Here is a 12,229-nt window from a genome sequence, read left to right as displayed (position 1 = left end):
GCCAGGCAGTCACACGTTCCCTGACCGCCTACGACCACTGAAGGGGAGTTCGGACTTACTCGTCTAGCTCACCTGGTGACGAGGGAGGCCGCCAGCTCGCGGGCGGTCTCCCTCGTGGCCCCGGCCTGCAGCAGCGCCCGGTAGCGGACGACGTAGCGCGCCGCGCCGAAGCCCGCCACCGCCATGAGCCGCTCCCCGGCGTAGTACCCGACGACGGTGCCCTTGATCGGCCCGCCGTCCAGTCCCTCCCCGTGCAGCTGCTCCACGGAGTCGGCGAGATCCGGTCGCCCGATCAGCTGGATCTTGAGACCGAACTGGTCCGACCAGAAGTACGGCACGGTGGGCGGCGGTGCCTCGGTGCCGGTGATCGCCCGCGCCACCACGGTCGCCTGGTCCGACGTCGACGTCCAGTGCTCGTGCCGGTGGTGCCCGCCGAGCTCCGGGTCCTCCCAGGACGCCATGTCGCCGAGGGCCCACACACCGTCCAGACCGAGGACGCGACCGCTCGAGTCGCACTGCACGCCGTCGCTCAGGTCCAGCCCGGTGTCCGCGAGCCAGTCCAGGTCCGGCCGCCCGCCGATCCCGACGACCACGACGTCCGCCTCGAGCTGTGAGCCGTCCGCCAGCTCCACGCCGAGGCCGGAGCCCTCCGCGGGCACGAACCGGGTCATCGCGGCGCCGAGCCGAAGGTCCACCCCGCCCTCGCTGATCAACCGCCCGGCCATCGCGCCCACCCGCTCGCCGAGCCCGCGCACGAGCGGGACCGGGGCGGCCTCCAGCACCGTGACCTTGACGCCCTTGTCCACCGCGGTGCTGGCCACCTCGGCGCCGATGAACCCCGCCCCGATCACCAGCAGCGTCGACGCGGTGGCGAGCTCGGCGCGCAGGGCGAGCGCATCGTCTAGCGTGCGCAGCGTGTGAACGGTCTCGGGCTGGCCGGGCAGCCGCCGCGCGACGACCCCCGTGGCCAGGACGATCGCGTCCGCCGTGAGGACGGACCCGTCCGACAGCTCGACCTCACCGGGGCGCAGCGCGACCGCGCGCAGCCCCAGGTGCAGCCGGACGCCGAGGTCCTCGAGTCCCGCCTCGTCCTTCAGTGACAGCCGGTCCGGCTCCCACGTGCCCGCGAGGAGCTGCTTGGACAGGGGCGGGCGGTCGTACGGGGGGTGCACCTCGTCCCCGACGAGGCTGATCCGCCCCTCGTAGCCGGCTTGGCGCAGCTGGTCGGCGACGCGGATGCCGCCGAGTCCGGCCCCCACCACCAGTACGTGATCCGGTCCACCGCTCAACGCCACCGCTCCCTCGCTCGTCCGGCCTCGACATCCTGACCGACGGGACGGGCGTTGTCGCTAGGCCCCCTGGCTGTGTAACGCGATCCACAGTCGCTCGGCCGCCCCGCGCGCGGCGTCGGGGACCCCGCCTGCGTCCCCGGTGCGGGTCACCAGGCCGCCTGCCAGGTCGCGGACTTTGACGTTCTCCCGCTGGCTGGCCCGCACGAGGAGCGCGAAGGCCCCCTCCGCGTCCAGCTCGGCACTCGCCATGACCATGCCCTTGGCCTGCTCGATCAGTTGCCGCCTGCGCATCATGGCGATCATCTCGTCCGCCCGGACGAGCTCGTCCGCGCAGTACTCGACGACGCCCAGCCCGGTGGCGAGCAGCGGCTCGTAGCGGTCGAGGACGGCGAGGGCGTCCGGCCCGAGGTCGCCGCGCGCAGTGTCGACGTAGGCCGTGAGCAGGACCGGGCCGCGCTCGTCCCAGGAGCTGGGGACCGCGACGACGGCGAGCCCGGAGCATCCCTCCGGACGGGGGAAGCCGGGCCAGCGCTCGTCGGCGGCCAGGTCGGGGCACACCACCGCGGAGTCGCCCTTCGCGGCCTCGACCAGCGGGCCGTCCCCGGCCGCCCACTGCGCCTCGTCCAGCGGACCGGCCACCCCGACGGCCGACGCGGACCGCCCGTCCTCGCCGGTGCGCGAGAGGCAGAGCCCCACGCCGGTGCAGCCCGGCAGCGCCGCCCGGAGCGACTCCAGCATCAGCTCGAGGAACCGCTTCCCGAAGTGCCCGTCGTCCATGGCGGCCTCACCCCGTCCGGGTGTCGGGATCGAGCCGGGACCGCAGCCTGCCCAGCGTCTGGGTGAGGAGCCGCGAGACGTGCATCTGCGAGATCCCCACCTGATCGGCGATCTGCGTCTGCGTCATGTTGCCGAAGAACCGCAGCATGACGATGGTCCGCTCGCGTTCGGCGAGCTCGGCGAGCACGGGGCGCAGCGCCTGGCGGTAGTCCACCCGGTCCAGCTCGGCGTCCGCCTCCCCGACGAGCTCGCCGACGGTGGCGCTGCCCTGTTCCGAGGACAGCATCTCGTCCAGCGACGAGCTGCGGTAGGCCTCCGAGGCCTCGAGCCCTTCCAGGACCTCGCTGACGGGCACCCCGAGCCGCTCGGCGATCTCCGACGGCTTCGGTGCCCGGCCGAGCCGCTGGGACAGCTCGGAGACCACGGAGTTGATCGAGACGTGCATGTCCTTGAGTCGCCGCGGCACCCGCATGGACCAGCCCTGGTCCCGGAAGTGCCTGCGGACCTCGCCGGAGATCGTGGGCACCGCGAAGGAGAAGAAGTCCGTCCCCTTGTCCGGGGAGTACCGGTCGACGGCGTTGATCAGCCCGACCGTGGCGACCTGGACGAGGTCGTCCAACGGCTCGCCGCGATGCGCGAAGCGGCGTGCGATGTGCTGGGCGATCGGCAGGTAGCCGGTGACGAGCCGATCCCGCATGCGCTCGCGGCGCGGGTCGTCCTTCGCGAGACCCGAGTACTCCGCCAGAAGGGGGGTGAGGTGGCCGTACTCGGAGTCGGCCGCACTCACCGGTGGGCCGGGTCGGCGGCGCGCTTGTTCAGCCGGATGCCGACGGTGCGCCCGTCCGTCCCGCTCAGCTCGACCTCGTCCGCCAGGGTCTGCAGCACCCGCCAGCCGAACGTGTCGGTGGAGACGGTGGAGTCCGGCCCGGACGTCTCGACCTGGGCCTCCACCTCGATGACGCCGCCGTGCACACGGAAGGCGCACCGCAGCCCGGAGCCGGGGGAGGCGACGTCCACCAGGGTGGCGCATGCCTCGTCGACGGCCATCCGCAGGTCGGAGATGGCGTCCAGGTCGAAGTCCGCGCGGGCGGCGAGGTCCGACGCGACGGCACGGATGGTCGGGATGAGGGCTGCCGAGGCGCTGGTGCGGACCTCGACCACCGCGCCCGGGCCGTCCACCGCGTCCGCTGTGCCGACGGGATCCACTTCGGACACTCGACCTCTCTCCGTAGTCTGGGGGACCCCCACGGGTCCCGACGCCATCGTGCTACCCCGAACGGGTTCTATCAATCCGCCCGCGGCGAGGACTCGCCCGGACGGGGCGCGACGGTCACCGTGGACAGGTCCTCGTGCAGGGTGAAGAGGCGGTCCGACCCGGTCACCTGCAACGGCCGGACGACGGCCCTGCCCCCGCCGACCAGGTGCAGCGCACGCCCCTGGGACTCGGCGCGGTGCGCGGCCCGGATGAGCACGGCGAGCCCGCTGGAGGCCAGGAAACCCACCTCCGACAGGTCCACCGCGACGGGTCCGTCTCCGGGGGTGTCCAGCAGCGAGCCGAGGGCGGTGCCGAGCGTGGGTGCGGTGAGCGTGTCGATCTCGCCGTCCACCCACAGCACCAGGACGCCGGAGGCGAGCCGCTCGATCCGGGTACCGAGCGCCCCCGGGCGGGTGGGCTCGTGAGATGTGGACACGGCGCACCTCCAGTTCGTCTGACCTCGTCGCAGCCGCCGTGGTCACGGCGGGTCGGCGGGCGGCTGGGGGCTCAACCGTTCCCGGCGCACCCTACCGAGCAGTCGGGGCCCCGATGCGCGGCGGGTGGCGGTCGCGGGCGATACCCCCGGACAGCGGTCACGTCCATCCCTCGGTGGTCGGTATCGGTTGCTCTGCCGGCCGACAGACGGTGGGCGGCGTGCGCCCACCGGTCGCGCGGGGGCTCCGTCGTCGGTCTCGACGGCCATCTCGGGCGTGCGACCTGCGGCGATGTGCCGTTCGGTGATCGCCCGGTCGCGCCGGGTGGACGGCAGGTGACGGGGAGGGGACGTCCCGGGTGTCCGGTTCTCCGCTCGTCCCGCCCGGTCGACCATTGCGCCCGAACGGGCTAACCGGCTGCCCGGTCGAGTGGTCCGTTCACGGACCGCCGACGGCCATTCGTCGTGGAATGCCGCGCGACGGGACTCGCGCAGGAAACGATGACGTTGTCACCGATCAGGAAGTGGTCGGGCGTGAGACGGACGCGGCAGTGACGCCGGGTCGGGCGGGGAGGCGGGATGGTCGCGGTGCCTGGGATGGAGGGCATCGGACGGCCGGTGGACCCGCCGGTCGCCCCCGTGCGGGGGTCCGTCGCAGGTGGCCGGGTGGTCGCGGTGGCGGTGAGCCCGATGGAGCTCCTGCGCCCGGAGTCCGACCTCGCCCGGATCGTGGCCGGGGCCGGCCGTGTGGACCTGCTCATCGCCCGGGACGACGCGCCGCAGGTGGACGACATCCCGCGGCCCGCCGTCTCGCCGGAGTCCGTGTGGACCGCGCCGGAGAGCAGGCCCGTGGACCTGGACGGCGACCTCGACGACGACCTCGACGGCGAGTTCGGTGAGTACGACGACGGGGACGACGGGGACGGGCTGGCCGAGGCCGTCGCCGCGCTGGCGCTCCCCGACCTGCACGTGCACCGGCTGGGACTGCCGGGCCGGGTCGGGGCGGACGCCGCGGACGTGCTGGTGGCGGCCCTGTCCGAGCTCGTCGGGTTCGATCCCGAGCCCGGGGTCTACTTCGTGGCCCCGCAGCCCGCGCCGAGCGATCCCGAGCGGGCCGCCGTGCTGGCGGCCGCCCGCCGGATCGGGCGGGTCTACGGCCTGCCCATGCTGCGCTACCGCACGCTCGAGCTCAGCGTCGTCGGGGACTAGGTCGTCGGGGGCCAGGTCGTCGGGGACTGACCCGGACACGAGAAGGGGCGGCTCGCGCGAAGCGGGCCGCCCCTCGTCGTGTCGTGTCCTCCCGTGGCCCCCGACGCCACGGGAGGGAGGTCTCAGGCCAGCCGCACGGCAGGCGCGGGCTGCCGGTCGCGGCGCTCGAGCAGGGCGCGCCGCTCGGACTCACCGAGCCCGCCCCACACGCCGAAGGGCTCGCGGGTCTCCAGGGCGAACTCCCGGCACATGTCCATCACCGGGCAGCGCCCACAGACGGCCTTCGCCTGCGCCGTCCGCCGCGAACGCGAGGGGTTGCGCTCCCCGTCCGGGTGGAAGAAGACCGCGCTGTCCATCCCCCGGCACGCCCCGAGGCGCTGCCACTGCCAGGCGTGGTCCATGGGGCCAGGGAGGCGGGACACATCGCTCACTCGGCTCACCTTCGCTCTCGTCGGCGGGCCCGACGGGAACGCCGGGCGATCTGCCGCGGCTTTCCCCGGGGGTTTCCCGTCCAAACGCGGTGCGAACGAGGACGGACCCGCCCCGATGAGCGGAAAGTGGACGAAGGCGCGGTGACCGTGCATGTCCACGCAGGTCAATGGCCCTTGACAGGGTCCCCCTGGTCGGCGGAGCCCGCAGCGTGAAAGCGTCGGAATGTGAGCCAGGTCACATCAGATGAGGGCATCTTCGACGGTATCGCGGACGTCGAACATCGGCACCAGCCCCGCGATCGACAGCGGCCGGAGCACCCGGCGGCCGGTGCAGGCCAGCCGCAGCGCCACACCCGCGTCCTGGGCCGCCTCCCGGACCTCGATCAGCACGGCGAGGCCGCTGGTGCCGAGGAAGGTGACGTCGTCCAGCGCGAGGACGACGGTGGTCGGGTCGCCCGACAGCGCGCCGAGCACGGCCGTGCGCAGCTGCGGCGAGGTCAGCATGTCGACCTCGCCGCCCACCTCCACGACGACCCGCCCGTCGCCCGCGTCCCGGGTCGCGACGGAGATCTGGTCGTCCGACTCGGAGTGCTGGACCGCGGAGCCGTCGTGCGTGTGCTGCATTGGCGGAACGGTAAGGGGAGGAGGGGTCCCCTGCCACTCGGAGCGACCGGGCGCGGTGAGTGGTGCTCCGACACCACCCACCGCGCACGCTCAGATCGCCATCGCCGAGCGGACGTCCACGGCGGCGCCCACGCCGCCGGAACCCTCGGCGGTGACCCGGCCCGAGGCCAGCACGTAGTACCGGCCCGCGGCGTGGAGGGCGAAGCCCACGTGCTGCTCGACCAGCAGCACCGACAGCCCGCCCCGCTGCGTGAGCTCCAGGATCGTCCGCTCGATCTCCGCGACCACCGACGGCTGGATGCCCTCCGTCGGCTCGTCCAGGATCAGCAGCCGGGGTTCCGTGATCAGCGCCCGGGCGATCGCCAGCTGCTGGCGCTGGCCACCCGAGAGCAGACCCGCCCGGCGGCCCAGCAGGCCCCTCAGCGCCGGGAACAGGTCCAGCGCCTCGTCGATCAGGGCCGGGCCCCGGCGACGGCCGTCCGCGACGACCTGGAGGTTCTCGGCGGTCGTCATCTGGCCGAAGGACTGCTGCCCCTGCGGCACAAAGGCCAGGCCGCGGCGCACCCGCTGGTGCGGTGCGCTCCCGGTGACGTCCTCGCCGTCGAGCAGGATGCGGCCCGACCGCACCGGCAGCAGTCCGACGGCCGCACGCAGCAGGGTGGTCTTGCCCGCCCCGTTGTGCCCCATCACGGCGGCGACCCCGTCGGCCGGGACCTCGACCGACACCCCGTGGCAGACGACGGTGCGCCCGTAGGCGACGTCGACGTTCTCCATGACCAGCACGTCAGACTCCGTCCCCGAGCACGATCGCGGCCTCCTCGGCCGTGTGGTGCCCGGGGCCGAGGTACACCTCCTGGACCTTCGGGTCGGCCTGCACCTCGGCGACCGTGCCCTCCGACAACACCTTCCCTGCGTGCAGCACCGTCACCGACTTGGCGAAGGACCGCATGAAGTCCATGTCGTGCTCGACGACGACGACCGTCCGGTCCGCGCAGATGCGCTGCAGCAGCCTGCCGGTCTCGTCCTTCTCCTCGGCGCTCATCCCGGCGACGGGCTCGTCCAGCATGAGCAGCTTCGCGTCCTGCACCAGCAGCATGCCGATCTCCAGCCACTGCTTCTGCCCGTGCGCGAGGATGCCCGCGGGGGTGTCCGCCAGCGCGGTCAGCCCGACGGTCTCCAGCACCTCCTCGACCGCGGCGGGGACGCCGGACCGCCTGCGCAGCAACGTCCACGCCGAGCGCCCCGCGCCTGCGGCGATGTCCAGGTTCTGCAGGACGGACAGTTCCTCGAAGACCGTCGCCGTCTGGAACGTCCGGCCCACGCCGAGGCGGGCGATCCTGTGCACCTTGAGGCCCAGCAGGTCCCTCCCCGCGAACTCGACCCGGCCGGTGGCGGGTACCAGCCCGGAGACGGCGTCGATCAGGGTCGTCTTGCCCGCGCCGTTGGGGCCGATGAGGAACCGGAGGTCCCCCTTCAGGACCGCGAGGTCCACGCCGTCGACGGCGACGAAGCCGTCGAAGCTGACGGTGAGCCCGGTGAGCTCGAGATAGTCGGTGTTCACGCCGCCTCCGCGGTGGTGAGTACGTCGGCGGGGTTCACGCCGCCTCCGCGGTGGTGAGTACGTCGGCGGGGTTCACGCCTGAACACCTCCTGCCGGTGCGGGCTCCGGTTCCGGGGTGCTCGCGGTCGGCGGCTCGACGGTGCCCGAGCGCCGCCGCCACGTCACCAGCGACGCCAGGCCGCCCGGCAGGAAGGCCACGACCAGCATGAACAGCAGGCCCTGGGCATAGGTCCAGCCGCTGGGGAACTGTTCGGACAGCGAGGTCTCGGCCCAGGCCACGGCGATCGCGCCCAGCACCGGCCCGGCGAGCGTGGTCCGCCCGCCGATCGCGACGCCGATGAGCAGGCCGATGGACGGGACGACCCCGACGTCGTTGGGGGAGATGATGCCGACGATGGGCACGAACAGCGCCCCGCCGACGCCCGCCATCGTCCCCGCCACGGCGAACGCCACGGTCTTGACGGTCGCGGGGTCGTAGCCGAGGAAGCGGACCCGCTCCTCGCCGTCCCGGCAGGCCACCAGCAGCTCGCCGAACCGGCTGACCATGAGCTGCCGGGCCACCACCAGCATGACCAGCAGCGCGCCCGCGGCGATGAAGTAGAGCATCTGCCGGTTCGCGGGATCCCGCAGCGAGAAGCCGAAGAAGCCCTTGAAGTTGTTGAGCCCCGTGGAGCCGCCGGTGGCCACCGGGTTGCCGATCAGCAGGATCGCGAAGGCGGCCGCGAGGGCCTGGGAGAGGATCGCGAAGTAGGCGCCGCGCACCTTCCGCCGGAAGGTCGCCTGGCCGAGGATGACGGCCAGCAGCGTGGGCAGCAGCAGGATCGCGAGGACCGTGACGATCCCGGAGCGGAAGGGCTCCCACCACCACGGCACGCCCTCGGACGAGATGAGCGCCATGAAGTCCGGGACCGCGCCGGGGCCCGCGTCGGCGAGTTTGAGGTGCATCGCCATCAGGTAGGCGCCGATGCCGAAGAACACGCCCTGGCCCAGGGTCAGCATGCCGCCGCGGCCCCAGGCGAGCCCGATGCCGACGGCGACCATCGCGTAGCAGAGGTACTTGCCGAGCAGCCCGAGCCGGAACGTGGAGAGCAGCGCCGGGGCGACGGCGAACAGCAGCACCGCGGCGACCAGGAAGCCGATCCCGACGACGTAGCGACTCCTGAGGACACTCATCGCTCTCCCTCGCTGCGCGAGGTCGGCGCTTCGCGCGGACGCTGTGCCGATGATTCGCTCGCACGCTCGCTCATACGAGGCTCCTCGTCCGGACCTGGAAGATCCCTTGTGGACGGAACTGGAGGAACGCCACGACCAGGGCGAAGACGATCACCTTCGCGATGGACGCGGACGTCGAGTACTCGATCCAGGACTGCGCCACGCCGAGCACGAACGCGGCGATCACGGCGCCCTTGATCTGCCCGATGCCGCCGATGATCACGACGAGGAACGCGTCCACGATGTAGCTGGTGCCCAGGTTCGACGAGATCGAGCCCATGAGCGTGAGCGCCACGCCCGCGATGCCGGCCAGGCCCGAGCCGATGAAGAACGTCAGCATGTCCGTGCGGCGGGTGGAGATGCCCGCGGACTCGGCGAGCCTGCGGTTCTGCACGGTCGCCCGGATCCGGCGGCCCAAGGGCGTCAGCTTGAGCACCAGCGTCACGGCGATGACCGCCACGACGGCGAGGACCAGGATGAACAGCCGCGAGCGCGGGAACGCGAAGCCGAGGATCTCGACCGGGCCGGACAGCCAGGCCGGGGCGGCGACGTCCACGCCCGCGGTGCCGAACAGGTCCCGGGCGAGCTGCTGCAGGATCAGCGAGACACCCCAGGTGACCAGCAGCGTGTCCAACGGCCGGTGGTACATCCGGCGGAGCAGGGTCGCCTCGAGAACCACCCCGAGCAGCCCGCCGACCAGGAACGCGACGGGGAGGGACACCAGCAGCGACACCCCGGCCGAGCCGAGGAGCTGCTGGCAGACGTAGGCGGTGTAGGCGCCGGCCATCATGAACTCGCCGTGCGCCATGTTGATGACGCCCATCTGCCCGAAGGTCAGGGCGAGGCCGAGCGCGGCGAGCAACAGGATCGAGCCGCCGGACAGGCCGTTGAAGACCTGGGTGACGAGAATGTCCACGGTAGGGGTCCTCGGGTTTCGCACGAACGGCACTCTTGTGCGGTAGGTCCGCACAAAAGTGCCGTTCGTGCAGGTCGGGGTGGGTCAGCCGGAGAGCGAGCCCGCCCAGGGGTACGTCTTGAGGTACGGGTCGGGCTCGATCGGGGCGCCGGAGGACCAGTCGGTGTAGATCAGGCCGTCGGGGCCGATCTTGCCGATCAGGGCGGTCTTGGCGATGTGGTGGTTGTCGCCGTTGACCGTGACCGTGCCCTCGGGGGCGTCGAAGCTGACGCCGCCCGCGGCCGCCTGGATGTCCGGCACCGCGAAGGACTTCGCCTTCTCGACCATGCCCTTCCACAGGAACAGCGAGGTGTACGCGGCCTCCATCGGGTCCGAGGTCACCTTCGTCGGCCCGTAGGTCGTCTTGAACTCCTCCACGAACTTCTTGTTCTCCGGGGAGTCGATGGTCTGGTAGTAGTTCCAGGCCACCGGCTGGCCGACGATGTTGTCGACGCCGATGCCGCCGACCTCCTCCTCGGCGATCGAGACCGACAGGACCGGCATCGAGGCCGGGGTCAGCCCGAGGTTCTTGTACTCCTTGAAGAACGCGACGTTCGAGTCGCCGTTGAGGGTGTTGAACACCGCGCCCGCGCCGGCGTCGCGGACCTTCGCGACGATCGTCGAGAAGTCGGTGTGGCCCAGGGGTGCGTACTCCTCGCCCTTGATCTCGATGCCGTTCGCCGCCGCGTACGCCTTGATGATCTTGTTGGCGGTCTGCGGGAAGACGTAGTCGGAGCCCACCAGGAACAGGCTGGTGACGCCCTTCTCCTTCAGGTAGTCCAACGCCGGGACGATCTGCTGGTTGGTCGTGGCACCGGTGTAGAAGATGTTCTTCGACGACTCCAGGCCCTCGTACTGGACCGGGTAGAACAGCAGCGCGTCGTTCGACTCGAAGACCGGCAGCATCGCCTTGCGGCTCGACGAGGTCCAACCGCCGAAGACCGCGGCGACGCAGTCGCTCTGGATCAGCTTGGTGGCCTTCTCGGCGAACACCGTGGGCTCGGACGCGCCGTCCTCCGCGACGACGGTCAGCTGCTTGCCCAGCACGCCGCCGGAGGCGTTGATCTGGTCGGCGGCCATCTGCAGGCTGTTGAAGACGGTGTTCTCGCTGATCGCCATCGTGCCGGAGCGCGAGTTCAGGAAGCCGATCTTCACGCTGCTCCCGGCGGTGTCCACGCAGGACTCGGCGGCGGCGCCACCGCCCGCGTCGTCCACTCGGGAGCCACAGGCGGTCAGGGCGAGACCGAGGGAGAGGAACGCGGCGGTCACCAGCGACCTTCGGGCGCGGGGTCGGGTCATGTGTCGTGGCCTTTCGCGGCAGCGGTACCGAAACAGCACGGGGCTCCGCACGCGCCGGGTCCCCGAGGGGCGCGTGCGGGAGTGGGAAGGGGTACGGAGCCGGTGAGTCCGGATCCGCGGTCGAAACGCTACGAACGGCATGTTTCGGCCGAATCGCCACTTCGGTTGCCGCGGCGTTGCCCGGGCATGGGCCGTCCGGGTGATGATCGACGTGGAGATGGACGCCGGATGACGCCCCGGTGAACGGCTGATCCGATCGGATCAGCTCGTTGGGCCGTCGTGAACGGGCGTTACGTCGTCAGCCGGATCGTAACGAGTGGCGGTTCTCACCGGAGTCCGTGCGCGGCGCGGGCACCCGCGGGGCCGGGCGGGGCGGGGTGTCGAACAGGTCCGCGGTGCCGGGGGTGGGGGTCCACGCCGGGGGCGTGTCCGTCGGTTCCACCTCCGCCGAGTCCTCCGCCGAGTCCTGCGGGGTGGCCTGCGGGGTCGTCTCCGCGACCGGGGCCGGTGCGTGCGGCTCCGCGAGCCCGGCCAGCTGGGCCCCGAGCAGCCCGTGGAGCCGGCTCAGCTCCTCGCGCACGCTGCCGCGCAGCGCCCGCAGTTCGGCCGCCCCGCGCTCCACCTGGACCCGCAGGGCGGCGCTCTCCGCGCGCCCGGCCGCGGCGGCGGCGCGCTCGGCGTCCGCGTCCGCCCGGGCCGCGGCGGCGTCCGAGTGGGCCCGCTCCAGCAGGCTCGCGGCCTCGCGGGTGGCGGCGGAGCGGATCTCGGCGGCCTCGCGGCGCGCGGCCTCGGCCTGCCGTTCGGCGGCGGCCCGGATGTCCGAGGCCTCCCGCTCGGCGAGCCGGACGACCTTCTCGGCCCGGAAGCCGAAGCTCTGGGGAGCGGCGGGCAGTCCCTCGGCGGAGGTGCCCGCGCGCAGCACCCGCAGCTCCTCGGCGATGCCCGCCGCGTGCTGCTCGGCCATCCGCCGCGCGTTCTCCGCCACCTGGGCACGCCGCTCCAGCTCGCGGACCAGCGCATCGACCTGGTCCCGCGCGTAACCGCGCCGGACCACCTCGAAGTCGCCGGAACGGTTCACCGGATCGGGATCGACTGCCACACGGAGAGTGTGACCGTCTCGGCCGGGGATCTCCACCGGGGTCGGCGGGCGGGTGAGACGGTGCGGCGGGTGACTACGGTCT

General features: G+C 72.4%; 14 protein-coding genes. 1 reads left to right on the top strand and 13 read right to left on the bottom strand.

Annotated elements, in window-relative coordinates; all coding sequences use genetic code 11:
* Window positions 1–68 precede the first annotated feature (68 nt).
* The 5 genes from ABD993_RS31985 to ABD993_RS31965 all read right to left on the bottom strand — a co-directional run bounded on the left by ABD993_RS31985 (window position 69) and on the right by ABD993_RS31965 (window position 3,760).
* Complete coding sequence (locus tag ABD993_RS31985) at window positions 69–1,289, bottom strand: NAD(P)/FAD-dependent oxidoreductase (protein ID WP_345426633.1); 1,221 nt, start codon at window positions 1,287–1,289, stop codon at window positions 69–71.
* Between the two features lie 60 nt (window positions 1,290–1,349).
* The gene (locus tag ABD993_RS31980) at window positions 1,350–2,069 is read right to left on the bottom strand and encodes an ANTAR domain-containing protein (protein WP_345426632.1); all 720 of its coding nucleotides are present in this window, start codon (window positions 2,067–2,069) and stop codon (window positions 1,350–1,352) included.
* Window positions 2,070–2,076: 7 nt separating this feature from the next.
* Window positions 2,077–2,856 (bottom strand): SigB/SigF/SigG family RNA polymerase sigma factor, encoded by a 780-nt coding sequence (locus ABD993_RS31975; RefSeq protein WP_345426630.1) that lies wholly within the window; start codon window positions 2,854–2,856, stop codon window positions 2,077–2,079.
* The gene (locus tag ABD993_RS31970; protein ID WP_345426628.1) at window positions 2,853–3,284 is read right to left on the bottom strand and encodes an ATP-binding protein; all 432 of its coding nucleotides are present in this window, start codon (window positions 3,282–3,284) and stop codon (window positions 2,853–2,855) included. Before ABD993_RS31970 ends, ABD993_RS31975 begins: the two co-directional genes overlap by 4 nt.
* Window positions 3,285–3,355: 71 nt before the next feature.
* The gene (locus ABD993_RS31965) at window positions 3,356–3,760 is read right to left on the bottom strand and encodes an STAS domain-containing protein (protein ID WP_345426626.1); all 405 of its coding nucleotides are present in this window, start codon (window positions 3,758–3,760) and stop codon (window positions 3,356–3,358) included.
* A gap of 576 nt (window positions 3,761–4,336) precedes the next feature.
* Between ABD993_RS31965 and ABD993_RS31960 the strand changes: the two genes are divergently transcribed.
* Window positions 4,337–4,966, top strand: a complete 630-nt coding sequence (locus ABD993_RS31960; protein ID WP_345426625.1) for a hypothetical protein — start codon at window positions 4,337–4,339, stop codon at window positions 4,964–4,966.
* A 122-nt stretch (window positions 4,967–5,088) separates the two neighbouring features.
* Here ABD993_RS31960 and ABD993_RS31955 read toward each other — a convergent pair whose 3' ends face one another.
* The 8 genes from ABD993_RS31955 to ABD993_RS31920 all read right to left on the bottom strand — a co-directional run bounded on the left by ABD993_RS31955 (window position 5,089) and on the right by ABD993_RS31920 (window position 12,147).
* Window positions 5,089–5,397, bottom strand: a complete 309-nt coding sequence (locus tag ABD993_RS31955) for a WhiB family transcriptional regulator (RefSeq protein WP_345426623.1) — start codon at window positions 5,395–5,397, stop codon at window positions 5,089–5,091.
* Window positions 5,398–5,637: 240 nt separating this feature from the next.
* Entirely contained in the window at window positions 5,638–6,021 is a 384-nt protein-coding gene (locus ABD993_RS31950; RefSeq protein WP_345426621.1) for an STAS domain-containing protein, read from the bottom strand.
* A 90-nt stretch (window positions 6,022–6,111) separates the two neighbouring features.
* Window positions 6,112–6,795 (bottom strand): urea ABC transporter ATP-binding subunit UrtE, encoded by a 684-nt coding sequence (gene urtE, locus ABD993_RS31945; protein ID WP_345426637.1) that lies wholly within the window; start codon window positions 6,793–6,795, stop codon window positions 6,112–6,114.
* Window positions 6,796–6,805: 10 nt separating this feature from the next.
* Window positions 6,806–7,582 carry an urea ABC transporter ATP-binding protein UrtD gene (gene urtD / locus ABD993_RS31940; RefSeq protein WP_345426619.1) on the bottom strand — a complete coding sequence of 259 codons (777 nt, stop codon included), beginning with the start codon at window positions 7,580–7,582 and terminating at the stop codon, window positions 6,806–6,808.
* A 72-nt stretch (window positions 7,583–7,654) separates the two neighbouring features.
* Window positions 7,655–8,755 (bottom strand): urea ABC transporter permease subunit UrtC, encoded by a 1,101-nt coding sequence (urtC, locus tag ABD993_RS31935; protein WP_345426617.1) that lies wholly within the window; start codon window positions 8,753–8,755, stop codon window positions 7,655–7,657.
* 70 nt (window positions 8,756–8,825) lie between these two features.
* On the bottom strand, window positions 8,826–9,710 hold the full coding sequence (gene urtB, locus ABD993_RS31930) for an urea ABC transporter permease subunit UrtB (protein WP_345426616.1): 885 nt from the start codon (window positions 9,708–9,710) through the stop codon (window positions 8,826–8,828).
* A gap of 84 nt (window positions 9,711–9,794) precedes the next feature.
* Window positions 9,795–11,018 (bottom strand): urea ABC transporter substrate-binding protein, encoded by a 1,224-nt coding sequence (urtA, locus tag ABD993_RS31925; RefSeq protein ID WP_345426615.1) that lies wholly within the window; start codon window positions 11,016–11,018, stop codon window positions 9,795–9,797.
* Between the two features lie 328 nt (window positions 11,019–11,346).
* Window positions 11,347–12,147, bottom strand: coding sequence for a hypothetical protein (locus ABD993_RS31920; protein ID WP_345426613.1), 801 nt, complete (start codon window positions 12,145–12,147; stop codon window positions 11,347–11,349).
* Between the last annotated feature and the right edge of the window lie 82 nt (window positions 12,148–12,229).

It is taken from the genome of Pseudonocardia xishanensis (genome assembly GCF_039541715.1).
GTDB classification, from domain to species: Bacteria; Actinomycetota; Actinomycetes; order Mycobacteriales; family Pseudonocardiaceae; genus Pseudonocardia; species Pseudonocardia xishanensis.
The sequence above is the reverse complement of the archived record's forward strand: the minus strand, read 5'-3'. Positions and strand labels throughout refer to the sequence as shown.

Excerpts from the sequence above, each read along its gene's own strand:
- ABD993_RS31960 (WP_345426625.1), top strand. The coding sequence starts at position 4,337 with ATGGTCGCGGTGCCTGGGATGGAGGGCATCGGACGGCCGGTGGACCCG.
- ABD993_RS31950 (WP_345426621.1), bottom strand. The coding sequence starts at position 6,021 with ATGCAGCACACGCACGACGGCTCCGCGGTCCAGCACTCCGAGTCGGAC.
- ABD993_RS31980 (WP_345426632.1), bottom strand. The coding sequence starts at position 2,069 with ATGGACGACGGGCACTTCGGGAAGCGGTTCCTCGAGCTGATGCTGGAG.
- urtC (WP_345426617.1), bottom strand. The coding sequence starts at position 8,755 with ATGAGTGTCCTCAGGAGTCGCTACGTCGTCGGGATCGGCTTCCTGGTC.
- urtE (WP_345426637.1), bottom strand. The coding sequence starts at position 6,795 with ATGGAGAACGTCGACGTCGCCTACGGGCGCACCGTCGTCTGCCACGGG.